This is a genomic window from Streptomyces sp. NPDC005004 (assembly GCF_053600675.1).
Genome location: NZ_JBSGAH010000010.1, coordinates 185398 through 207576, shown reverse-complemented (window position 1 = coordinate 207576; position 22179 = coordinate 185398). Strand labels below are relative to the sequence as shown.

At 71.0% G+C, this 22179-nt stretch carries 21 protein-coding genes and 1 riboswitch; of the genes, 11 read left to right on the top strand and 10 right to left on the bottom strand.

All coding sequences use genetic code 11. The annotated features are described in order from the left end of the window. Positions 1-63: 63 nt before the first annotated feature. The 3 genes from rsgA to ACWEEU_RS16900 form a co-directional block, all read right to left on the bottom strand. Positions 64-1074: a ribosome small subunit-dependent GTPase A gene (rsgA, locus tag ACWEEU_RS16910; RefSeq protein ID WP_385745444.1), complete on the bottom strand. Its 1011-nt coding sequence runs from the start codon at positions 1072-1074 to the stop codon at positions 64-66. 16 nt (positions 1075-1090) lie between these two features. Continuing rightward, the gene (gene aroA, locus ACWEEU_RS16905) at positions 1091-2398 is read right to left on the bottom strand and encodes a 3-phosphoshikimate 1-carboxyvinyltransferase (protein WP_018544409.1); all 1308 of its coding nucleotides are present in this window, start codon (positions 2396-2398) and stop codon (positions 1091-1093) included. A gap of 110 nt (positions 2399-2508) precedes the next feature. Continuing rightward, positions 2509-3225 carry a M50 family metallopeptidase gene (locus ACWEEU_RS16900; protein ID WP_385745447.1) on the bottom strand — a complete coding sequence of 239 codons (717 nt, stop codon included), beginning with the start codon at positions 3223-3225 and terminating at the stop codon, positions 2509-2511. A gap of 67 nt (positions 3226-3292) precedes the next feature. Between ACWEEU_RS16900 and ACWEEU_RS16895 the strand changes: the two genes are divergently transcribed. The 10 genes from ACWEEU_RS16895 (at position 3293) to ACWEEU_RS16850 (ending at position 13358) form a co-directional block, all read left to right on the top strand. Further along, positions 3293-4108, top strand: coding sequence for an SOS response-associated peptidase (locus tag ACWEEU_RS16895; protein ID WP_451733050.1), 816 nt, complete (start codon positions 3293-3295; stop codon positions 4106-4108). A 1-nt stretch (position 4109) separates the two neighbouring features. Further along, positions 4110-4736 carry an alpha/beta hydrolase family protein gene (locus tag ACWEEU_RS16890; RefSeq protein WP_451733047.1) on the top strand — a complete coding sequence of 209 codons (627 nt, stop codon included), beginning with the start codon at positions 4110-4112 and terminating at the stop codon, positions 4734-4736. A gap of 258 nt (positions 4737-4994) precedes the next feature. Further along, the gene (locus tag ACWEEU_RS16885; protein ID WP_385745452.1) at positions 4995-5699 is read left to right on the top strand and encodes a sigma-70 family RNA polymerase sigma factor; all 705 of its coding nucleotides are present in this window, start codon (positions 4995-4997) and stop codon (positions 5697-5699) included. Continuing rightward, positions 5696-5998, top strand: coding sequence for a mycothiol system anti-sigma-R factor (rsrA, locus tag ACWEEU_RS16880; protein ID WP_385745454.1), 303 nt, complete (start codon positions 5696-5698; stop codon positions 5996-5998). The genes ACWEEU_RS16885 and rsrA overlap by 4 nt, the downstream gene beginning before the upstream one ends. A 153-nt stretch (positions 5999-6151) precedes the next feature. Next, complete coding sequence (locus tag ACWEEU_RS16875; RefSeq protein WP_451733043.1) at positions 6152-7492, top strand: HD-GYP domain-containing protein; 1341 nt, start codon at positions 6152-6154, stop codon at positions 7490-7492. Between the two features lie 43 nt (positions 7493-7535). Further along, the gene (locus ACWEEU_RS16870) at positions 7536-8765 is read left to right on the top strand and encodes an HD-GYP domain-containing protein (RefSeq protein ID WP_451733040.1); all 1230 of its coding nucleotides are present in this window, start codon (positions 7536-7538) and stop codon (positions 8763-8765) included. 111 nt (positions 8766-8876) lie between these two features. Beyond that, on the top strand, positions 8877-9857 hold the full coding sequence (locus ACWEEU_RS16865; protein WP_026248318.1) for a hypothetical protein: 981 nt from the start codon (positions 8877-8879) through the stop codon (positions 9855-9857). A gap of 154 nt (positions 9858-10011) precedes the next feature. Then, a complete protein-coding gene (def, locus tag ACWEEU_RS16860; RefSeq protein WP_385745461.1) occupies positions 10012-10662 on the top strand; it encodes a peptide deformylase in 651 nt (216 codons plus the stop codon). A gap of 246 nt (positions 10663-10908) precedes the next feature. Then, on the top strand, positions 10909-11991 hold the full coding sequence (cyc1, locus tag ACWEEU_RS16855) for an epi-isozizaene synthase (RefSeq protein WP_451733036.1): 1083 nt from the start codon (positions 10909-10911) through the stop codon (positions 11989-11991). Then, the gene (locus ACWEEU_RS16850) at positions 11988-13358 is read left to right on the top strand and encodes a bifunctional albaflavenone monooxygenase/terpene synthase (RefSeq protein WP_385745465.1); all 1371 of its coding nucleotides are present in this window, start codon (positions 11988-11990) and stop codon (positions 13356-13358) included. The genes cyc1 and ACWEEU_RS16850 overlap by 4 nt, the downstream gene beginning before the upstream one ends. Before the next feature lie 35 nt (positions 13359-13393). Here ACWEEU_RS16850 and ACWEEU_RS16845 read toward each other — a convergent pair whose 3' ends face one another. Continuing rightward, on the bottom strand, positions 13394-14356 hold the full coding sequence (locus ACWEEU_RS16845) for a GlxA family transcriptional regulator (RefSeq protein ID WP_451733032.1): 963 nt from the start codon (positions 14354-14356) through the stop codon (positions 13394-13396). Positions 14357-14449: 93 nt separating this feature from the next. On the opposite strand from ACWEEU_RS16845, the gene ACWEEU_RS16840 reads away from it, so the two are divergent. Continuing rightward, complete coding sequence (locus ACWEEU_RS16840) at positions 14450-14710, top strand: hypothetical protein (RefSeq protein WP_451733029.1); 261 nt, start codon at positions 14450-14452, stop codon at positions 14708-14710. Here the strand turns inward: ACWEEU_RS16840 and ACWEEU_RS16835 are convergent. From ACWEEU_RS16835 to ACWEEU_RS16810, 6 genes are all read right to left on the bottom strand, one after another. After that, positions 14623-15630, bottom strand: a complete 1008-nt coding sequence (locus ACWEEU_RS16835; protein WP_385745471.1) for a ribonucleotide-diphosphate reductase subunit beta — start codon at positions 15628-15630, stop codon at positions 14623-14625. The two genes, ACWEEU_RS16840 and ACWEEU_RS16835, sit on opposite strands and share 88 nt — an antisense overlap. Then, positions 15630-18050 carry a ribonucleoside-diphosphate reductase subunit alpha gene (locus ACWEEU_RS16830; RefSeq protein ID WP_385745473.1) on the bottom strand — a complete coding sequence of 807 codons (2421 nt, stop codon included), beginning with the start codon at positions 18048-18050 and terminating at the stop codon, positions 15630-15632. Before ACWEEU_RS16830 ends, ACWEEU_RS16835 begins: the two co-directional genes overlap by 1 nt. Positions 18051-18174: 124 nt before the next feature. After that, positions 18175-18300: riboswitch (cobalamin riboswitch) on the bottom strand. Positions 18301-18363: 63 nt separating this feature from the next. After that, positions 18364-18870: a GNAT family N-acetyltransferase gene (locus tag ACWEEU_RS16825; protein WP_451733025.1), complete on the bottom strand. Its 507-nt coding sequence runs from the start codon at positions 18868-18870 to the stop codon at positions 18364-18366. A 77-nt stretch (positions 18871-18947) separates the two neighbouring features. Next, positions 18948-20558, bottom strand: a complete 1611-nt coding sequence (mctP, locus tag ACWEEU_RS16820) for a monocarboxylate uptake permease MctP (protein ID WP_385745477.1) — start codon at positions 20556-20558, stop codon at positions 18948-18950. Beyond that, positions 20555-20824, bottom strand: a complete 270-nt coding sequence (locus ACWEEU_RS16815) for a DUF3311 domain-containing protein (RefSeq protein WP_385745479.1) — start codon at positions 20822-20824, stop codon at positions 20555-20557. The genes mctP and ACWEEU_RS16815 overlap by 4 nt, the downstream gene beginning before the upstream one ends. Positions 20825-21059: 235 nt before the next feature. Then, positions 21060-21824, bottom strand: a complete 765-nt coding sequence (locus ACWEEU_RS16810; protein WP_018544429.1) for a GntR family transcriptional regulator — start codon at positions 21822-21824, stop codon at positions 21060-21062. Positions 21825-22179 lie beyond the last annotated feature (355 nt).

The window sequence follows — 22179 nt, the reverse complement described above, 5'->3', positions numbered from 1 at the left end:
GGATCCCCGGCTCGGTGCGATTATGCACTTGCCGGTGCCGGACCCCGGCAAACCACACGAGGCTCAGTCGCCTTCCCGGCGCTCCCGTGTCGACAGCAGCCTGCGCAGCGAGTACAGCCGCGCCGGGTCCGCGTGACCCTCGGCCACCCACGCGTCCAGCGCGCAGTCCGGCTCGTCGTGGCTGCACGCGCGAGGGCAGCCCTCGGTGCCCGGCTCCAGGTCCGGGAAGGCGTGGATCACGCGCGAGGGGTCGATGTGCGCGAGCCCGAAGGACCGTACGCCCGGGGTGTCCACGACCCAGCCCCGGCCGTCCGCCAGCGGCAGCGCGAGCGCGGAGGTCGTGGTGTGCCGGCCGCGCCCGGTCACCGCGTTGACGTGCCCCGTCGTACGCTGCCGGTCCTCCGGGACCAGCGCGTTGACCAGGGTCGTCTTGCCGACGCCGGAGTGGCCGACGAACGCGGTGATGCGGCCGTCCAGATGCTCGCGCACCAGCTCCGCCGCCGCGCCGCTCGCCAGCTCCTCGCGGCTGGTGATCACGTACGGGATGTCCAGATCGCCGTACAGCTCGAGGAACTTCTCCGGCGAGGCCAGGTCCGACTTGGTCATCACCAGGAGCGGCTCCAGGCCGCCGTCGAACGCGGCGACCAGACAGCGGTCGATCATCCGGGGGCGGGGCTCGGGGTCCGCGAGGGCGGTGACGATGGCGAGCTGGTCGGCGTTGGCGACCACCACGCGCTCGTACGGATCGTCGTCGTCGGCGGTGCGGCGCAGCACCGAGGCGCGCTCCTCGATGCGGACGATCCGCGCGAGGGTGTCCTTCGTGCCGGACAGATCACCGACGAGCGCCACCCGGTCGCCCACCACCGCCGCCTTGCGGCCCAGTTCACGGGCCTTCATCGCGGTCACCGTGCGACCGTCGACCAGACAGGTCAGCCGGCCCCGGTCCACGGTGAGGACCATGCCCTCGGCCGCGTCCTCGTGCTTGGGGCGGATGTGGGTCCGCGGGCGGTTGCCCTTGCGGTTGGGACGGGTCCGGATGTCGTCCTCGTCGGTGTGCTTGCCGTAGCGGCGCATGGTTCCAGTCCGCCCGTCAGTTCCCGAGCATCCCGGCCCACAGCTCGGGGAAGTCGGGCAGCGTCTTCGCGGTCGTCGCCACGTTCTCGATCGTCACGTCCTTCACCGCCAGGCCGATGACGGCGCCGGCCGTGGCCATGCGGTGGTCCTCGTAGGTGTGGAAGACGCCGCCGTGCAGCGGGCGGGGGCGGATGTGCAGACCGTCCGCCGTCTCCGTGACGTCACCGCCCAGCTCGTTGATCTCCTTGGTGAGCGCGGCCAGCCGGTCCGTCTCGTGCAGCCGGAGGTGGGCCACGCCCCGCAGGGTCGAGGGGGAGTCGGCCAGCGCGGCGACCGCGGCGATGCCGGGGGTCAGCTCGCCCACGTCACCCAGGTCCACGTCGATGCCGTGGATCGCACCGGAACCGGTGAACACCAGCCCGTACTCGGTGAGTTCGCAGGAACCACCCATCTCGGTGAAGATCTCCCGCAGCCGGTCACCCGGCTGAGTGGTGCGCTCCGGCCAGTCCGGGATCAGCACCTTGCCGCCGGTGACCAGGGCGGCCGCCAGGAACGGCTGGGCGTTGGACAGATCCGGCTCGATCGTCAGGTCCCGGCCGAGCAGCGCGCCAGGGGTCACCCGCCACACGTTCGGCTCGCCGCCCGACTCCGGGGTGTCCACCTGGGCGCCGACCGCGCGCAGCATGTCCACGGTCATCCGGATGTGGGGCATCGAGGGCAGGGTCGCACCGGTGTGGCGGACCTCCACGCCCTGGTTGAAGCGGGGCGCCGACAGCAGCAGCGCCGAGACGAACTGCGAGGACGAGGACGCGTCGACCGACACCGGGCCGCCGTCCAGCGCCCCCACGCCGTGCACGGTCAGCGGCAGCGCCCCCCGGCCGTCGTCGTCGATCCGGGCGCCGAGCGCGCGCAGCGCGTCGATCACGCCGTGCAGCGGACGCTCGTAGGAGCGCGGGTCGCCGTCGAAGCGGACGGGACCGTCGGCCAGCGCGGCCACCGGCGGCAGGAAGCGCATCACGGTGCCCGCGTTGCCCACGTCGACCGTCGCACCGCCGCGCAGCCCCGTCGGCAGCACCCGCCAGGCCTCCCCGGAACCGTCCGGGCCGACCCCCTCCTCGATCTCCACACCCATCGCCCGCAGCGCCCCCGCCATCAGCAGCGTGTCGCGCGAGCGCAGCGGCCTGCGCAGCCACCCCGGCTCCGAGGCGAGGGCGGCGAGCACGAGAGCACGGTTGGTGACCGACTTGGACCCGGGCACATGAACCGTCGCGTCGACGGGTCCGGTCGCGTGCGGGGCGGGCCAGAGGGCGGGGATTTCGGGCATGGGCCCACTCTATAAGGCGGTCCCTGCCCGAGCGCCCGCCGTACGGGGCACCGTCCACGGGGTGGACGGGGTACGGCGCGTCCCGCGCGCCGCGCGGACGGGCACCGCTCTCACCGCTGCCCCAGCAGCCACCCCCCGCCCCCGATCAGCGAGCACAGCGACACCGCGTGGAAGAGGAACAGCCACAGGGCCGGCGGGACGTGGGTGAGGCGGGAGAGCTGGTCGGCGTCGGAGTCGCCGGCCTCGCCGTGGCGGCGCTTGGCCTGCAGCTCGAACGGGGGGCGGACGCCGCCGAGGAGGAGGAACCAGACGACGGCGTACGCGAAGGCGGCCTGGACCTGGGAGTCCGCGAGCCAGGAGATCAGCAGGAAGGTGCCGCCGGTCAGGACCACGGTGAGGACGCCATAGGCGTTGCGGATCATCACCAGCATCGCGAGCAGCAGTGCCGTCGCCACCCACAGGAGCAGCGTGATGCGGCCGTCCGCGAGCAGGGCGGCGCCGCCGAGGCCCAGCAGGGAGGGCGCGGTGTACCCGGCGGCGGCCGTGAGGATCATGCCGAGGCCGTGTGGCTTGCCCCGGCTCAGGGTCAGGCCGCTGGTGTCGGAGTGCAGTCGTATCCCGGTGAGCTGCCGGCCGGTGACCAGCGCGAGCAGCCCGTGGCCGCCCTCGTGCGCGATGGTGATCGCGTTGCGGGAGAGGCGCCACAGCCGGTGCGGCACCACCGCGACGAGCGCGGCGGCCAGCGTGGCCACGACCACCCAGAGGTTCGGTCCCGGCTGGGTGCCGATGAGCCGGTCCCAGAGACCGGCGGCGGTACTGCTGTCCATGGCGGTTGATGGCTCCCTGTCGTCGTATGGCGTGATCGCCCGGGCCGGATCTGGCACTGTGGCACGTATGTGCGGACGGTATGCGTCGAGTCGTAGGCCCGAGGATCTCGCGGGAATCTTCGAGATCCAGAAGTGGGATGCCGAGGAAACCCTCGAACCGGACTACAACGTGGCCCCGACCAAGGAGGTCTACGCCGTCCTGGACCGCCCCCTCAAAGACGCGGACGACCGCCGTCCGGTTCGCCAGCTGCGCAGGCTCAAGTGGGGACTGGTGCCGTCCTGGGCCAAGACCCCCGAGGGCGCCGCCCGGATGATCAACGCCCGCGCGGAAACCGTGCACGAGAAGCCCGCCTACCGCCGCGCCTTCGCCGCCCGCCGCTGCATCCTGCCCGCCGACGGTTACTTCGAGTGGGTCACCGGCGACAAGGAACGCGAGCTGGAGGTCGAGGGCAAGAAGAAGCGACCCCGCAAGCAGCCGTACTTCGTGCTTCCCGCCGACGGCTCGGTGTTCGCCATGGCCGGGCTCTACGAGTTCTGGCGCGACGCCACCCTGCCCGCCGACGACCCCCGCGCCTGGTGGTCCACCTGCTCGGTCATCACCACCGAGGCCGAGCGGTCCCCGCTGGCCGTCGCCCCCGCCGAGGGCCCCCACGCGCTCGCCGACATCCACCCCCGGATGCCTCTGATGCTCACCCCCGACCGCTGGGACGCCTGGCTCGACCCCGCCCGCACCGACCCCGACGAACTGCGCGCCCTGCTCGCCCCGCCCCCCGAGGGCCTGATGCGCGCCTACCCGGTCCCCACCGCCGTCAGCAACGTCCGCAACAACGGCCCGGAGCTGCTGAAGGAGCTGGAGGGGCCGGAAGAGGGCACACTTTTCTGATGTGATCGAGATCGTCGAGACCGACATCGGGACCGCCCGGCTCACCTGGCACCGTGCGGAGGACGCGCGGTTCGTACTGGCCGTGAGTCACGGGGCGGGTGGAGGCGTCGAGGCGCGGGATCTTCAGGCGCTGGCGCGGGTGCTGCCGGAGCACGGGGTGACCGTGGCGCTGGTCGAGCAGCCGTGGCGGGTCGCCGGGAAGAAGGTCGCGCCGGCGCCGAAGACCCTGGACGCGGGGTGGCGCGAGGTCTGGCCCGCGGTGGCCGGGATGGAGTTGCCGGTGATCGCGGGCGGGCGGAGCGCCGGGGCCCGCGTCGCCTGCCGTACCGCCGCGGAACTGGGCGCCCGGGCGGTGCTCGCGCTGAGCTTTCCGCTGCACCCGCCGGGCAAGCCGGAGAAGTCCCGGGCGGACGAACTGCTGGGCACCGGGGTGCCCACCCTCGTCGTCCAGGGCGGGAACGACCCCTTCGGGCGGCCCGAGGAGTTTCCCGAGGGCGGGTACCAGCTGGTCGAGGTGCCCGGCGCCGACCACGGGCTCGCGGTGCCCAAGCGCTCCCCGCTCACCCAGGAGGAGGCACTGAAGGTCGTCACCGACGGTGTCGTGCGGTGGGCCGCGTCACTCGGGTGACGCCCGGGAATGCCCGGCGGCGCACCGCTGTTGTGGCGGACAGAAGCGCTGGAGCGCCGGGACCGAGACCGTCGCAGGAGAGGAAACCGCATGGGTTCGACCACATGTCCCAGCCGTAGCAGCAACCGTGCTGACCTGGACTGGACGGTGCTGCACGCGGCGAAGGCCGCTCCCGTTCGAGCGGCGGCGGGCACGGGTCGTGTTCTATCCTCCGAATCGAGTGGGACCGGTTTCGGTCCTGCCCGGGAACTTGAGGAGGTGGGTCCGGTCACTGGGACGGACGCGGGTGCCGACAACGGCCAGGCGGAGCTGCCCGAGGGCCAGGGCGTGAGCGCGGGAGCGGCCGAGGCACGCTCCGAGACCGGCGCGGAGCGCAGCGCGCGCTTCGAGCGGGACGCGCTCGAATACCTCGACCAGATGTATTCGGCCGCGCTGCGCATGACGCGCAACCCGGCCGACGCCGAGGACCTGGTGCAGGAGACGTACGCGAAGGCGTACGCGTCCTTCCACCAGTTCCGCGAGGGCACCAACCTCAAGGCGTGGCTCTACCGGATTCTCACCAACACCTTCATCAACTCGTACCGCAAGAAGCAGCGCGAACCCCAGCGCAGCGCGGCCGAGGAGATCGAGGACTGGCAGCTCGCGCGCGCCGAGTCGCACATGTCGACCGGGCTGCGCTCGGCCGAGTCGCAGGCGCTCGACCATCTGCCGGACTCGGACGTGAAGGCAGCGCTTCAGGCGATCCCCGAGGAGTTCCGCATCGCCGTCTATCTCGCGGACGTCGAGGGCTTTGCGTACAAGGAGATCGCGGACATCATGGGGACACCCATCGGTACGGTGATGTCCCGGCTGCACCGGGGCCGCCGTCAACTGCGCGGCATGTTGGAGGACTACGCCCGCGACCGTGGGCTGGTCCCGGCCGGCGCCGGAGAGTCGAACGAAGCGAAAGGCTCGGGCTCATGAGCTGCGGAGAGCCGCACGAGACGGACTGCGGTGAGGTCCTCGACCATCTGTACGAGTTCCTCGACAGTGAGATGCCGGACGTCGATCGCGACAAGTTCCAGCACCACTTCGAGGAGTGCTCGCCCTGCCTGGAGAAGTACGGCCTGGAGCAGGCCGTGAAGAAGCTGGTCAAGCGGTGCTGCGGACACGACGACGTCCCCGCCGACCTGCGTGCCAAGGTCATGGGGCGGATCGAGCTGATCCGCTCCGGCCAGACCGTCCCCGAGCACGACGTGACGGCGGCGGCCCGCGAGCGCTGAGGGTTCAGCACGGCTGATGCCCGCGAGCACGCAAGGCTCGCCGGAGTTTCGCCCGCTTTCACCCGAACGTGCTAATCCTCGGCTCGTAAGCCCCCGGCCCCCGGCCACCGCCCTAGGCTCCCCAGCCAGGACAGGCATGGTCGGGGAGGGCGCATGGAGGCGGTTCCGGCGAGAGCGCGGGCCTGCGTGGTCTGCGCCGCCCTTCTCGCCCTGCTCTGCGTCCTGCCGCTGACCGACACCCCCGTCGCCCGGACGGTCACCTCCTGGCGGGCACCTCTCCTGCTCGCGGCGCTGTACGCGCTCTGCGACCAGGTGGTCCGCCGTCGCTTCGGCGGCACCTTCTACCCCGTACTGCTCGCCGCGGCCTTCCTGCTCACCCCGGCGGCCGCGGCGCTGGTCCCGCTGCCCGCCGCCCTGCTCTCCCCGGCCGAGCATCCGGCCGCCCCGGCCCGGCGCGTGTGGCGTGCCGCGCGTGCCGCGCTCGCCGTGTGGGCCGCCGCGTCCACCCACCGCGCGCTCGACGGCGCCGACGCCGTCACCCACCCCGCCTTCCCGCAGGTCCTGCTGCCCGCCGGGGCAGCCGTCCTCGCCTTCTGCCTGGTGCTCACCGTCCTCGACGGCGCGCTGCTCGCCGCGGTCACGGCAGCACCCGCCTGGGGCCGGGGCGCCCTGCGCCGCACCTGGCGGGGGCCGTTCACCCGCTCCCTCGCCCCGGTCGCCGTGCACGGACTGGCCGGACTGATGACGGCCGTCCTCTGGAAGAGCCCCTACGGCCCCGTCGCCGCACTCCTCGTCCTGCTCCCGATGGGCGTCTCCTGCTGGGTGTTCGCCCAGTACCACCGCGAACGCACCGCCCATCAGGCCACCATCCGCGCCCTGGTGCAGGCCGTCGACATCAAGGACGGCTACACCCGCGGCCACAGCGAGCGCGTCGGTCAGGCGTCCGTGATGATCGCCCGTGAACTCGGCATGGACGACGACCGCGTGGAGGTCCTGCGCTTCGCCGGCATCCTGCACGACGTCGGCAAGCTCGGCGTCCCCACCCGGCTGCTGCGCAAGGACGGCCCGCTCACCCCCGAGGAGCGCCGGATCATCGAGCTGCACCCGGAGTACGGCCACGAGATGGTGCGCGGCATCTCCTTCCTCGGCGAGGCCCGCGCCGCGATCCTGCACCACCACGAGCGCCTCGACGGCACCGGATACCCCTACGGCCTCGCGGGCGGCCAGATCCCCGAGTGCGCCCGGGTCGTCGCCGTCGCCGACGCCTTCGACGCGATGACCTCCACGCGCTCCTACCGCAGGGCGCGCCCCGTCGACGTGGCCGTGGCGGAGCTGCGGCGGTGCGCGGGCGCGCAGTTCGACCCCCGCATGGTGACCGCGCTCGCCGCCGCCCTCAGCCGCCACGGCTGGCGCCCCGCGGTCACCGCCGACGAACCCGCCCGGCCGCAGCCGCCCAGGCAGCGTACGCACTACCGCACGGGGGCCCACCGATGACGACGGACGCCACGAGAACGTCACGCGCCGGCCGGGGGCGCCGATGACCGCCCTGCGGCTCATCCACGGCGCCGCCGCGCTCACCGCCGCCGCCGCGCTCACCACCACCCTGTGGACCGGCGTCGAGGGGCGGGGCACCGCGCTCGCCTTCGGCGTGCTCATAGCCGTCGGTGAACTGACCCGCTGGAACGGCCCCGAGACCCGGCGGACCGCCCCCCTCGGCACCGCCGGATCGCTCGCCTACGCCCTCCTCGGCGCCGACGCCGGACATCCCGCGCGGCACGGCGCCGCCCAGATCGTCACCGTCGTCCTCGCCGCCTCCCTGCTCGGCGGCGTCCCGCACATCTGGCGCGGCCGCACCCCCACCCTCGACCACCTCGCCCGCCGGGTCCTGACCGTCGGCTTCGCCGCCGTCTGCTTCCAGCCGCTGTACGCCCGGGGCACGTTCGCCTACTGGGACGGCCCCGCCTACGCCCTGCTGCTCGTCGCCCTCGTCGCGCTGACCGCGCTGTGCGACGCCGTGCTGGCCGCGGCCCTCGCCCACGCGCGCGCCCGCTGGCCCTTCGGCCCGCTGCTGCGGGAGGAGTTGCGCGGACTGCTCGGCATCGGCTCGGCCGTGTGCGCCACCGGCGCGGTGATGGCGCTCGCCGTGGCCGTGGTCGGACTGTGGGCGCTGCCGGTGTTCTGCCTGCCCCTGCTGCTGACCCAGCTCTCCGTGCGCCGGTACGCGGCCGTGCGCGCCACCTACCGGCAGACCATCGCCTCCCTCGCCCGCGCCACCGAGATCGCCGGGTACACCCCCGCCGGACACGCCCGCCGGGTCGCCACCCTCAGCCTCGCCGTCGGCCGTGACCTGGGCCTGACCGGACCCGAGCTGACCGTCCTGGAGTACGCGGCGCTGATGCACGACATCGGCCAGCTCAGCCTCGTCGACCCGGTGCGGGCCGGGGCCACGGCGGTGCTGCCGCGCCGGGAGCAGCGGCGGATCGCCCTGCTCGGGGGCGCCGTCGTGCGGCAGACCGGGGTGTCCCCGGCGGTCGCCGTGGTGGTCGAGCGGCAGGCCGACCCCTACCGGGAGCAGCCGCTCGCCGCCCGGATCGTGCGGGCGGTGAACGCCTACGAGGAGAAGGCGCGCGACACCGGCCCCGAGGGACCGCTGCGCGCGCTGGAGGAACTTCGCCTCGCCACCGGCGGGGACTACGCTCCGGAGGTGGTGGAGGCGCTCGCGCGCGTCCTGTCCCGCGACTGTCTGCTTCTGCCGGTCGCCGGGTAACCGATGGGTAATGAGCGGCCGTCCCTTCGCACGTGGTTGGATGCGAGGGAGAGGGTGTCCGGGGGCACAAGCCAGCCCACTGTGCGGAACTGGAACTGGCAGGCGGGAATCGTGAGGATCTTCGGCAAGGGAAGGAACCGGCCCTCCGCCTCCTGGCGGCAGGCCACCGACCGGGCGTTCACCCTGATCGGCGACGGACGGTACGAGGACGCGGGCGAACTGCTGACCCGCGCCGCCGACCTCGAACCCTGGCTGGCGGAGTCCTGGTTCAACCTCGCTCTGCTGCACAAGTTCCGGCACGACTGGGAGCAGGCCCGCGCCGCGGGACTGCGCGCCGTGGCCCTGCTCGACCGCGAGACCGGCGCCCCCGACTGGTGGAACGTCGGCATCGCCGCCACCGCCCTCCAGGACTGGCCGCTGGCGCGCCGCGCCTGGCAGGCGTACGGCCTCAAGGTCCCCGGCGGTTCCGCCGTGCCCGGTGAGCCGCTCGGCATGGAGCTGGGCAGCGCGGCCGTACGGCTCTCTCCCGAGGGCGAGGCCGAGGTGGTGTGGGGCCGCAGGCTCGACCCCGCGCGGATCGAGGTGCTGTCCATCCCGCTGCCGTCCTCGGGGCGCCGCTGGGGCGAGGTCGTCCTGCACGACGGCGTCCCGCACGGCGAGCGCACCACGTCCGCCGGACACTCGTACCCGGTCTTCGACGAGATCGAGCTGTGGGCGCCCTCGCCCGTGCCGACCTGGGTGGTCCTCCTGGAGGCGGCGACCGAGGCGGACCGGGACGCGCTGGAGCAGTTGGCCGCGGACGCGGGGTTCGCGGCGGAGGACTGGTCGTCCTCCGTGCGGCTGCTGTGCCGGATGTGCTCGGAGTCCCGTATGCCGTCGGACGAGGGCGAGGGGATACACCTCGACCCGCACGATCACAGCGAGCCGGGGCATCCGGGACCGTTGGGGCATCGCACCGACGGGCGGCTGTGGGTGCCGGAGCGGGAGTGCGGGGTGGCCGCGCCGGCCTCCCTTGTGAGGGGGTTGCTCGACGGGTGGGTGGCCGACAGCCCTGACTCCCGGGACTGGCGGGATCTCGAAGAGGTGTGTTGACCGCCGCGGCCGGGTGCGGGTCTCCCGTGGCTGCTCGCGCCCACGCGGCGGAGCCGCATATCGGACACGGTCCCGCGCCCCTGGCAAGCTGGTCCCACGTAGTCTGTATCAGCAACTCCACACCTGGCTTTTTTGAGGAAGGCGTACGTCGGTCATGGCTCAGCAGGACACCGATCAGCAGCACGCGGGCGTGCTCCCCGTCGATGACGAGGGCTATGTCGTCGACACGGAGGACTGTGAGGAGCGAGAGCTGGCCTGGCGCGAGCGCGGGACCTCGCGGCCGATCACGGTCGTCGGCAACCCGGTGCTGCACAAGGAGTGCGCCGACGTCACCGAGTTCGGCCCCGAGCTGGAGCAGCTCGTCGCGGACATGTTCGCCAGCCAGCGCACCGCCGAGGGCGTGGGCCTGGCCGCCAACCAGATCGGCGTGGACCTGAAGGTCTTCGTCTACGACTGCCCGGACGACGAGGGTGTGCGCCACACCGGCGTGATCTGCAACCCCAAGCTGGTCGAGCTGCCCGCCGCCGCGCGCCGGCTGGACGACAGCAACGAGGGCTGCCTCTCGGTGCCGACGGCGTACGCGCCGCTCGCGCGCCCGGACTACGCCGAGGTCACCGGCCAGGACGAGAAGGGCAACCCGGTCAAGGTGCGCGGCACCGGCTACTTCGCCCGCTGCCTCCAGCACGAGACCGACCACCTGTACGGCTACCTGTACATCGACCGCCTGTCCAAGCGTGACCGCAAGGACGCGCTGCGGCAGATGGCCGAGAACGAGCCACGCTACCCCGTGGTCGCCAACGACTGATCAGGGTGCCGGAGCACCCGGCGACCGTACGAGACCAGCCACGACGCCCGGTCGGGAGTGATCCCGACCGGGCGTCGTTCATTTGTTCGCCGCAAGAATCCCGGCGACTTAGGGTGGTGAATGAAGCAAATCCGTTCCCCAGACGGTCAGTTGTGGTGCTGAATGGGGAGTGTGGGGATACGCAACGGCGCACACCCGGTACAGCAGGGAGGGGTATGCGCCCTGGCGGCTGAGAGGGGACTGCTCGTGCACGCTTTCTCACGCGACACCACATCACCGACCGCGATCGCCGTACCACCGTCTCTCGCCCTTCCGTTGATCGAGGACGCCTTTCCCCGGCAGCTCCATCCGTATTGGCCAAAGCTTCAGGAGAACACCCGGCGCTGGCTGCTGGAAAAACGGCTCATGCCAGCGGACAAGGTGCGCGAGTACGCCGACGGTCTGTGCTACACGGACCTCATGGCGGGGTACTACCTCGGCGCCCCCGACGAGGTGCTCCAGGCGATCGCGGACTACAGCGCCTGGTTCTTCGTCTGGGACGACCGGCACGACCGCGACATCGTCCACGGCCGCTCCGGCGACTGGCGTCGGCTGCGTCACCAACTGCACGTCGCGCTCGACGCCCCCGCGTCCCATCTGCACCACGGTGACTCCCTGGTCGCCGGGTTCGCGGACAGTGTGCTGCGGCTCTACTCGTTCCTGCCGTCCACCTGGAACCAACGGTTCGCCCGGCACTTCCACGAGGTGATCGAGGCGTACGACCGCGAGTTCCGCAACCGGTCCGAGGGCCGGGTGCCGGGGGTCGAGGAGTATCTCGCCCTGAGGCGGCTCACGTTCGCCCACTGGATATGGACGGATCTGCTGGAGCCGAGCGCCGGATGCGAACTCCCGGATTTCGTGCGGAAGAACCCGGCCTACCGCCGGGCGGCGCTGCTGAGCCAGGAATTCGCCGCCTGGTACAACGACCTCTGCTCGCTGCCCAAGGAAATAGCGGGGGACGAGGTCCACAACCTCGGAATCAGTCTCGTCACGCACGAGGGACTGAAACTCGAAGAAGCCGTGGACGAACTCCGGCGGCGCGTCGAGGAATGCGTCCGGAAATTCCTGGAAGTCGAGAGCGAGGCGCTGCGGTTCGCCGACACGCTCGACGACGGAACCGTGCACGGAAAGGAATTGAGCGACGCCGTGCGCATGTGCGTCGGCAATATGCGCAACTGGTTCAGCACCGTCTACTGGTTCCACCACGAGTCCGGCCGCTACATGGTCGACAGCTGGGACGACCGGTCCACGCCCCCTTACGTCAACAACGAAGCGGCAGGTGAGAAATGACCGTCGAGTCCGTCAACCCCGAGACCCGCGAGGCCGTGGAACTGCGCGAGCCGCCCCTCGCCGGAGGTGCCGTCCCGGTCCTCGGGCACGGCCTGAAACTGGCCCGCGACCCGCTCGCGTTCATGGCCCAGTTGCGCGACCACGGAGAGGTCGTGCGCCTCAGGCTCGGCCCCAAGACGGTGTACGCCGTCACCGCTCCGGCGCTCACCGGCGCACTCGCGCTCAGCCCCGACTACAAGATCGACGGACCGGTCTGGGAGTCCCTGGAGGGGCTGCTCGGCAAACAGGGCGTGGCCACCGCCAACGGCCCCGTGCACCGCCGCCAGCGGCGCACCATCCAGCCCGCGTTCCGCATGGCCGCGATACCCGCCTACGGCCCGATCATGGAGGAGGAGGCGCACGCGCTCACCGAGCGCTGGCAACCCGGCGAGCCCGTCGACGCCACCTCCGAGTCCTTCCGTGTGGCCGTGCGCATCGCGGCCCGCTGCCTGCTGCGCGGGCAGTACATGGACGAGCGCGCGGAACGCCTCAGCACCGACCTCGCCACCGTCTTCCGGGGCATGTACCGCCGCATGGTGCTGCCCCTCGGGCCGCTCTACCGGCTGCCGTTCCCGGCCAACCGCGAATTCAACCGGGCCCTGGCCGATCTGCATCTCCTGGTGGACGAGATCGTCACGGAGCGGCGCGCTTCCGGTCAAAAGCCGGACGATTTGCTGACGGCTTTGCTCGACGCCAAGGACGACAATGGCGAACCCATCAGCGAGCAGGAGATCCACGACCAGGTCGTCGCGATACTGACACCCGGAAGCGAGACCGTGGCGTCCACGATCATGTGGCTGCTCCAGATCCTCGCGGACCATCCGGAACACGCCGAGAAGGTACGCGCGGAAGTTGAATCCGTAACCGGAGGCGCGCCGGTCGGATTCGAGCACGTACGCCGGCTCACGCACACCAACAATGTCGTCCTCGAGGCGCTCCGACTGCGCCCCGCCGTATGGATATTGACCCGGCGTGCGCTGACCGACACCACGCTCGGCGACTATCGCATTCCGGCGGGGGCGGACATCATCTACAGTCCCTACGCCATTCAGCGCGACCACCGCTCCTACGTCCGCCACCTCGACTTCGACCCCGACCGGTGGCTGCCCGAGCGCGCCGCCGAGGTGCCGAAGTACGCGATGAGCCCGTTCAGCGTCGGCAACCGCAAGTGCCCGAGCGACCACTTCTCCATGGCGCAGTTGAGCCTGATCGTGGCGGCCCTCTCGGCGAAGTACCGCTTCCGGCAGGTCAGCGGGTCCGACGACGCCACCCGCGTGGGCATCACGCTGCGGCCCAACCAACTGCTGGTCGAACCCGTCGAGTGGTGAGCGACACGTGGTGAGCGACGCGTACCGGCGTACGGTCAGGCGGCCCTCGGGCCCCGGAACGTGCGCCGGTACGCCGCCGGGGTCGTGCCCAGCGCCCTGACGAACTGGTGGCGCAGCGCGGCCGCGGTGCCGAACCCGGTGCGCCAGGCGATCGAGTCCATGGTCTCGTCGGTGCCCTCCAGCAACCGCTGCGCCAGCAGCACCCGTTGGCGCAGAATCCAGCGGTACGGCGTCGTGCCGGTCTCCTGCTGGAAGCGCCGGGCGAAGGTGCGCGGCGCCATGTGGGCGCGGGCGGCGAGCTGTTCGACGGTGACCTCCTCGTCGAGGTGCTCCTCCATCCACACCAGCACGTCGCCCATGGTGTCGCAGGGCCCCTTGGGCAGTGGCCGCTCGATGAACTGGGCCTGGCCGCCGTCGCGGTGCGGGGGCACCACCATCCGGCGCGCGATCTTGTTGGCGACCTCGGGGCCCTGCTCCTTGCGGACGATGTGGAGGCAGGCGTCGATCCCCGCCGCCGTGCCCGCCGAGGTGATCACCGGGTCCTCGTCCACGTAGAGCACGTCGGGTTCGACGGTGACCCGGGGGTGGCGCCGGGTGAGCTGGTCGGCGTGGTGCCAGTGCACCGTGCAGCGGCGGCCGTCCAGGAGACCGGCGGCGGCAAGGACGAACACGCCGGAGCAGACGCTGAGCACCCGGGTGCCGCGCGCGACGGCGCGGCGCAGGGCGTCGAGCAGCTCGGGCGGGTAGTCGCGCTCGGCGTAGGTCTCGCCGGCCGGGACGGCGATCAGGTCCGCCTCCTCCAGCCGCTCCAGACCGTGCGGGGTGGAGACGGTGAAGCCGCAGTGGGTGGAGAGAGTCGGGCCCTCCGCCGAGACCACGGCGAAGTCGTAGACCGGCAGACCCTCCTCGCTGCGGTCGATGCCGAACACCTCGCACACCACGCCCAGCTCGAAGGGATGGACTCCGTCGAGCAGTACCGCCGCCACGTTCTTCAGCATGGTGTCAGTGTGACGCGCGGCTGGCAGTAAATCGAGGGTGCGCGGCAGTCCTGCCAGTGCCGGTCAGGAGTGAAACGCAGGACAGTGGTGTCCATGAACGGAAACCAGATCGAAGGTCTCATCGGAATGGTCGCCACCCTCGGGATCCTGGTCCTCCTGGCCCTGCCCTCGGTGCTCGGCATCGTGCGCGACGGGCGCATCGACCGGCAGCTCGGGAAGGCCCAGGAGGACCGGGGACACCGGGAGGCGTCCGGAAGGCGCGAGGCTCAGAAGTCCTCGTCCAGGTCCACGGTGCCCTCCACCGCGACCTGGTACGCCGACGGGCGGCGCTCGAAGAAGTTCGTCAGCTCCTGAACGCCCTGGAGCTCCATGAAGGAGAACGGGTTCTCCGAGCCGTACACCGGGGCGAAGCCGAGGCGCGTGAGGCGCTGGTCGGCGACGCACTCCAGGTACTGCCGCATCGACTCGGTGTTCATGCCGGGCAGGCCGTCACCGCACAGGTCGCGCGCGAACTGCAGCTCGGCCTCGACGGCCTCCCGCAGCATGTCGGTGACCTGCTGCTCCAGCTGGTCGTCGAACAGCTCCGGCTCCTCCTTGCGGACGGTGTCGACCACGTCGAAGGCGAAGGACATGTGCATCGTCTCGTCGCGGAACACCCAGTTGGTGCCGGTGGCGAGGCCGTGCAGCAGACCCCGGCTGCGGAACCAGTAGACGTACGCGAAGGCGCCGTAGAAGAACAGGCCCTCGATGCACGCGGCGAAGCAGATCAGGTTCAGCAGGAACTTGCGGCGGTCCGCCTTGGTCTCCAGCCGGTCCAGCTTGTCGACCGAGTCGATCCACTTGAAGCAGAACTCGGCCTTCTCGCGGATGGAGGGGATGTTCTCCACCGCCGCGAAGGCGGCCGCGCGGTCCTCCGGGTCGGGCAGATAGGTGTCGAGCAGCGTCAGATAGAACTGGACGTGCACGGCCTCCTCGAAGAGCTGACGGCTCAGGTAGAGCCGCGCCTCGGGGGAGTTGATGTGCTTGTACAGCGTCAGCACCAGGTTGTTCGCCACGATCGAGTCACCCGTGGCGAAGAACGCCACCAGGCGGCCGATCAGGTGCTGCTCCTCGGGGGAGAGCTTCGCCAGGTCGGCGACGTCCGAGTGGAGGTCGACCTCCTCGACGGTCCAGGTGTTCTTGATGGCGTCCCGGTAGCGCTCGTAGAAGTCCGGGTAGCGCATGGGGCGGAGAGTCAGCTCGAAGCCGGGGTCGAGCAGGTTCTTCTCGGTCATTACTGGCAGGCCTCGCAGGACTCGGGGTTTTCCAGGGAGCAGGCGACGGCGTCGGGGTCGGCGGCCTGCTGGACGGGGATGGTCTTGGCCGGCTGCGTCTGGCCCTGGGCGGCGCGGGCGATGCGGGTCGCCGGGCGCGAGCGCAGGTAGTACGTGGTCTTCAGACCCGACTTCCAGGCGTAGGAGTACATCGAGGAGAGCTTGCCGATGGTCGGCGTCTCCAGGAACAGGTTCAGCGACTGCGCCTGGTCCAGGAACGGGGTCCGCGCGGCGGCCATGTCGATCAGGCCGCGCTGGGGGATCTCCCACGCGGTGCGGTACAGCGCCCGCACGTCCTCGGGGATCCAGACGAAGTCCTGCACCGAGCCGTTGGCCTCGCGCAGCGCCTCGCGGGTGCGGGCGTCCCACACGCCGAGGTCCTTCAGCTCCTGCACCAGGTAGGAGTTGACCTGGAGGAACTCGCCCGAGAGCGTCTCGCGCTTGAACAGGTTGGACACCTGCGGCTCGATGCACTCGTAGACGCCCGCGATGGAGGCGATGGTGGCGGTCGGGGCGATGGCCAGCAGCAGGGAGTTGCGCATGCCGGTGGTGGCGATCCGCTCCCGCAGCGCGGCCCAGCGCTCCGGCCAGGTCAGCTCGACGTCGTAGTGGTCGGGGTGCAGCACGCCCTGGGCGGTACGGGTCTGCTCCCAGGCGGGGAGCGGGCCGATGGGGGTCCCCCCTGCACCGGAGCCTGTCGTAGGTGCTTGGGGGCGCTCGGCGAGGTCGGCGGACGCCTCGTAGGCGGCCAGCATGATGCGCTCGGCGATCTTCGTGGACAGCGCCTTCGCCTCGGGGGAGTCGAAGGGGATGCGCAGCTTGAAGAAGACGTCCTGGAGGCCCATCGCGCCGAGGCCCACCGGGCGCCACTTGGCGTTGGAGCGGCCCGCCTGCTCGGTCGGGTAGAAGTTGATGTCCACGACCCGGTCGAGGAAGGTCACGGCCGTGCGGACGGTCTCGTCCAGGCGCGCCCAGTCGATGTCACCGTCGACCACGAAGGCGCCCAGGTTCACCGAGCCGAGGTTGCAGACCGCGGTCTCGCCGTCGTCGGTGACCTCCAGGATCTCCGTGCAGAGGTTGGAGGAGTGGACCACGTTGCCCGGCAGCGCCGTCTGGTTGGCGGTGCGGTTGGCGGCGTCCTTGAAGGTCATCCAGCCGTTGCCGGTCTGCGCGAGGGTGCGCATCATGCGGCCGTACAGCTCGCGGGCCGGCATGGTCTTCTTCGCCAGACCCGACGCCTCGGCCTTGCGGTAGGCGGCGTCGAACTCCTCGCCCCACAGGTCGACCAGCTCGGGCACGTCCGCCGGGGAGAACAGCGACCACTGCTCGTCGGCGTTGACCCGGCGCATGAACTCGTCCGGGATCCAGTGCGCGAGGTTCAGATTGTGCGTACGGCGCGCGTCCTCACCGGTGTTGTCGCGCAGCTCCAGGAACTCCTCGATGTCGGAGTGCCAGGTCTCCAGGTACACCGCGGCCGCGCCCTTGCGCCGCCCGCCCTGGTTGACCGCGGCCACCGAGGCGTCCAGCGTCTTGAGGAACGGCACGATGCCGTTGGAGTGCCCGTTGGTGCCCCGGATCAGCGAACCCCGGCTGCGGATGCGGGAGTAGGACAGACCGATGCCACCGGCGTGCTTCGAGAGGCGGGCCACCTGGTGGTAGCGGTCGTAGATGGAGTCCAGCTCGTCCAGCGGGGAGTCCAGCAGGTAGCAGGACGACATCTGGGGGTGCCGCGTACCGGAGTTGAACAGCGTGGGGGAGGACGGCAGATAGTCCAGGCGGCTCATCAGGCCGTAGAGCGCGGCCACTTCGTCCACGGCGGCGGCGCTGTCGTTCTCGGCCAGACCGCTCGCCACGCGCAGCATGAAGTGCTGCGGGGTCTCGATCACCTTGCGGGTGATCGGGTGGCGCAGCAGATAGCGGCTGTGCAGGGTGCGCAGACCGAAGTAGCCGAACCGGTCGTCGGCGCCGGTGTCGATCAGGGCGTCAAGGCGGGCGGCGTGCAGCGCGACGAAGTCGGCGGTGCGGTCGGCGACCAGGCCCTCGCGGTGGCCCACGGCCACGGACTCGGTGAAGGTCGCCACGCCCTGCGAGGCGGCCTCGGCGCGGATGGAGAGCGTGAGCAGCCGGGCGGCCAGCCGCGAGTAGGCGGGGTCCTCGGAGATCAGACCGGCGGCGGCCTCGGTCGCCAGCTCACGCAGCTCGGCCTCGTCGGCCTTCGCCGAACGGCCGCGCAGCGCGGCGGCGGCGACCCGGCCGGGGTCGGCGTCGGGGAGGTCTGCGGTCAGCTCGGTCAGGGTCCGCAGCAGCGCGGCTCCGGGACCGTCGTTCTCCACCCGGGTCGCCGGGGTGGCTGAAGCCGGGTCGGACGGCGCGATGGTCACGTGGGGCTCTCCCTCGCTGGGCACGGGGGCCTGGCGGAGGGCAGGGGAGGGCACGAGCGCGCACGCGTCGCGTCCACCGGCCCACTCCACGAGGCCCGGACGTCTTCAGGGCACCCGGACCGGACGGCCGGGCGCGCTGTCGGCAGGTCCTCGGACTGAAGCGGGCGTGCGCAAAGCACGCGAGTACACCGTTGCGGGACAGTTCCGGATTCGCACCGGATTCCCCTGCGGCGACAGCGAGCATGAGCATACATCTAGTGCCGTGCTGTCGTGGCACCCCCAGATGTTGTGTCTGTCGTGTGTCGCGGTGATCTCAGAGCGTGAACTCGTAGGTAAGCAGGGCGATCTCCGGCAGGCCGGGCAGGGGGTTCCAGTCCCGCTCGGGTGTGCGAACGAAGCCGAGGCGCGCGTAGATCCGGTGGGCCGCGCGCATCGTCGGCTGGGTCGACAGCACGACCCGTACACAGCCCTCCACGGCCCGCGCGCGCTCCACACAGGCCCGTACGAGCGCCTCCCTGGCTCCCTGCCCCCGGCCGGCGTGCGCGACCGCCAGCATCCTGATCTCGGCCTCGCCCGCCCCGGCGATGTCGCTCATCGGACCGCCGGACGGGACGAACGTCACACCGCCCAGCAGCACCCCGTCCCGCACGGCCACCAGCACCTCGGCGGCGGCCGCCCGTTTCGCCACGTCCCGCAGCTCGGTCAGATACGCGTCGCCCTCCCCGAAGTCGAGGAGCCCGTCCTGGAGGTAGGCCTGGGCGGTGATCTCGCCCAGCTCCGCGTACTCGTCGGGGCGGGCCTGCCGGATGAGGAAGTCCATACCGTGAGTGTGGACGACGGCGGGCCGCCGGCGCTCTCGCGTTTCCGGCGGCCCGCAAGGTAGTTGAGTGACGGGGACTAGTGCGCGCTCCCCGCCGTGGCGGGCGGCAGCTCCACCTCGACGCCCGCGTCGCCCGCGTCCGCCGTGTAGTCCCCGGGCCGGGTCTCGTCCACGCCCTCGGGAGCCTTCACGGCCTTCAGGACGACCGTGCCGACCACGGTGACCAGGGCGTTCAGCACGAAGGCCGTCAGACCGATGTAGCCGATCTCACCGATGCCCGGGATCTCCTTGGCCGAGCCGCCGAAGTGCGCCTGCGTCGGCGAGGCGACCCCGTACGCGGCCAGCGTGCCGTAGACCATGCCGACCGCCCAGCCCGCGAGCAGTGCCCAGCGGTGGAACCAGCGGGTGAACAGACCGCCCACCAGCGCCGGGAAGGTCTGGAGGATCCAGATGCCGCCCAGGAGCTGGAAGTTGATCGCCACCGTCTTGTCCATCGTGAGGACGAAGACCAGCGCGCCGACCTTCACCAGGAGCGACACCAGCTTGGAGACCTGCGCCTCCTGCCTGGGCGTGGCGTCGGGCTTGATGAAGTCCTTGTAGATGTTCCGGGTGAACAGGTTCGCGGCCGCGATCGACATGATGGCCGCCGGGACCAGCGCGCCGATGCCGATCGCCGCGAAGGCCACGCCCGCGAACCAGCTCGGGAACATGTCCTCGAAGAGCTGCGGGATCGCCAACTGCCCGTTGGCCACCTTCACTCCGGCCGCGATCGCCATGAAGCCGAGCAGCGCGAGCAGGCCCAGCATCAGGGAGTACAGCGGCAGGATCGTGGTGTTGCGCCGGATCACCTCACGGCTCCTGGACGACAGGGTCGCGGTGATCGAGTGCGGGTACATGAACAGCGCGAGCGCCGAACCGAGCGCCAGGGTGGCGTACGTCCACTGGCCCGCCGGTGCCGGGACCAGACCGCCCGCGCCCGCCGCGGTGAACTTCTTGTCGGCGGCCGCGAAGATGTGGTCGAACCCGCCCAGCTTGATCGGGATGTAGATGATCGCCACCGCGATGACGATGTAGATCAGCGCGTCCTTCACGAACGCGATCAGCGCCGGGGCGCGCAGGCCCGAGGAGTAGGTGTAGGCCGCGAGCACACCGAAGGCGATCAGCAGCGGCAGGTCCTTCACGAACCAGTTGGTGTTCTCGCCGCCGCCCACGCCCATCACGTCCAGGACGGCCTGGATGCCGACCAGTTGGAGCGCGATGTACGGCATGGTCGCCAGGATGCCGGTGACCGCCACCGCCAGCGACAGGCCCTTCGAGCCGAACCGCCCACGCACGAAGTCCGAGGTGGTGACGTACCCGTGGCGGTGCGAGACCGACCACAGCCGGGGCAGGAACGTGAAGATCAGCGGGTACACCAGGATCGTGTACGGCACCGCGAAGAACCCGGCGGCACCGGCCGCGTAGATCGCGGCGGGCACGGCGACGAAGGTGTACGCCGTGTAGAGGTCGCCGCCGAGCAGGAACCAGGTGACCCAGGTGCCGAACGACCGGCCGCCCAGCCCCCATTCGTCCAGCGAGTGCTCGTTCTCGGCCTTGCGCCAGCGCGCGGCCAGGAAGCCCATGACCGTGACGGCCAGGAAGAAGAAGACGAAGACGCCGAGCGCCACGCCGTTGACGCCGTCCTTCACCGGGACGCACCCCCGTCCTGAACCTGAGCCTTGCGGGCGCGCTGATCGCGCTGCCAGAGCTGGTACGCCAGCATGGTGAGCGAGGTGGAGACCAGCACCCACAGCATCTGGTACCAGTAGAAGAACGGGATGCCGATGAACGTCGGGTCCGTCTTCGCGAACGAGCCGACCCACAGCATCGCGACGAACGGCGCGAGAAGACACAGGCCGATGACGACACGGACCGGTGTCACCACCGGGGGCCTCACTTCGGGTGATTCGGACATGCCACCGCTCCGTCCCCTCGTTGATCAGCGTTGATCACTGCGTAATGCGCTGGCAATGTAGGTGACGGCAGGCGGGAGCGGAACCCCTCGTCCGTGTATTGATATGCCGCTGTGAGGTGCGGAGATGGGGGAGAGCGCCGCAGGTCAGTCCACGGGCCGCTTCAGCCGGGCCACGCCGTGTCGTCCCGGGGGATGACCCCCGGACCCCCAGCCGGGCGGGCCCGCGGCGGGATTCTCAGTCCACGGGCCGCTTCAGCCGGGCCACGAACTTGTAGCGGTCGCCCCGGTAGACCGAGCGCACCCACTCCACCGGGTTGCCCTCGCGGTCCAGGGAGTGGCGGGACAGCATCAGCATGGGCAGGCCCACGTCGGTGCCGAGCAGGCCGGCCTCGCGCGGGGTGGCCAGCGAGGTCTCGATGGTCTCCTCGGCCTCGGCGAGATGGACGTCGTAGACCTCGGCGAGCGCGGTGTACAGCGAGGTGTACTTCACCAGCGAACGGCGCAGCGCGGGAAAGCGCTTGGCGGACAGATGGGTGGTCTCTATGGCCATCGGCTCGGCGTTGGCCATGCGCAGCCGCTCGATGCGCAGCACGCGTCCGCCCGCGGTGATGTCCAGCAGCCCGGCGAGCCGGTCGTCGGCCGTGACGTACCCGATGTCGAGGAGCTGCGAGGTCGGCTCCAGGCCCTGGGCGCGCATGTCCTCGGTGTAGGAGGTCAGTTGGAGCGCCTGGGAGACCTTGGGCTTGGCGACGAACGTGCCCTTGCCCTGGATGCGCTCCAGCCGTCCCTCGACGACCAGTTCCTGGAGGGCCTGGCGGACGGTGGTGCGGGAGGTGTCGAACTCGGCGGCCAGCGTGCGCTCGGGCGGGACGGGCGTGCCGGGGGGAAGCGTCTCCGTCATGTCCAGCAGATGCTTCTTCAGGCGGTAGTACTTGGGCACGCGCGCGGTACGGACGGTCGCGCCGGCCTCGTTCTCCGCCCTGCTGACATCGGTGCTCATGCTCTGCCTTCCCGGCTCCGGACGCCGAAAGCGACCGACGTCCATCGGCCACGGCCCACATCGTGGCACGGCGGCGCGCGACCGGCTGCGGCCCGCACGCTCCGTGACCTCCCTGTATACCGCCGCTACTTCTGCTGGTCTAGTCCACACCGCATTTCCTGCCAGTGGTCCACCGGAACTGGTCCGTCCGATCTGTCGCTTGAGCAATGAAAGGTCCCTGCATATCTCGGTCGCATCACGGACGCCCGTGGCCCGCAGGAACACCCTTGACATGCTCATTGGCGTGGGTCAGGCTCCCGGTGCTGGTCTACACCATTGGTCCAGTTCCCGGTCCCACGGATGGTTCGGCGCGCAG

Coding starts and splice junctions, on each gene's coding strand:
- rsgA (WP_385745444.1), bottom strand. CDS start 1,074: ATGCGCCGCTACGGCAAGCACACCGACGAGGACGACATCCGGACCCGT.
- aroA (WP_018544409.1), bottom strand. CDS start 2,398: ATGCCCGAAATCCCCGCCCTCTGGCCCGCCCCGCACGCGACCGGACCC.
- ACWEEU_RS16900 (WP_385745447.1), bottom strand. CDS start 3,225: ATGGACAGCAGTACCGCCGCCGGTCTCTGGGACCGGCTCATCGGCACC.
- ACWEEU_RS16895 (WP_451733050.1), top strand. CDS start 3,293: ATGTGCGGACGGTATGCGTCGAGTCGTAGGCCCGAGGATCTCGCGGGA.
- rsrA (WP_385745454.1), top strand. CDS start 5,696: ATGAGCTGCGGAGAGCCGCACGAGACGGACTGCGGTGAGGTCCTCGAC.
- ACWEEU_RS16875 (WP_451733043.1), top strand. CDS start 6,152: ATGGAGGCGGTTCCGGCGAGAGCGCGGGCCTGCGTGGTCTGCGCCGCC.
- ACWEEU_RS16870 (WP_451733040.1), top strand. CDS start 7,536: ATGACCGCCCTGCGGCTCATCCACGGCGCCGCCGCGCTCACCGCCGCC.
- def (WP_385745461.1), top strand. CDS start 10,012: ATGGCTCAGCAGGACACCGATCAGCAGCACGCGGGCGTGCTCCCCGTC.
- ACWEEU_RS16850 (WP_385745465.1), top strand. CDS start 11,988: ATGACCGTCGAGTCCGTCAACCCCGAGACCCGCGAGGCCGTGGAACTG.
- ACWEEU_RS16845 (WP_451733032.1), bottom strand. CDS start 14,356: ATGCTGAAGAACGTGGCGGCGGTACTGCTCGACGGAGTCCATCCCTTC.
- ACWEEU_RS16840 (WP_451733029.1), top strand. CDS start 14,450: ATGAACGGAAACCAGATCGAAGGTCTCATCGGAATGGTCGCCACCCTC.
- ACWEEU_RS16835 (WP_385745471.1), bottom strand. CDS start 15,630: ATGACCGAGAAGAACCTGCTCGACCCCGGCTTCGAGCTGACTCTCCGC.
- ACWEEU_RS16825 (WP_451733025.1), bottom strand. CDS start 18,870: ATGGACTTCCTCATCCGGCAGGCCCGCCCCGACGAGTACGCGGAGCTG.
- ACWEEU_RS16815 (WP_385745479.1), bottom strand. CDS start 20,824: ATGTCCGAATCACCCGAAGTGAGGCCCCCGGTGGTGACACCGGTCCGT.
- ACWEEU_RS16810 (WP_018544429.1), bottom strand. CDS start 21,824: ATGAGCACCGATGTCAGCAGGGCGGAGAACGAGGCCGGCGCGACCGTC.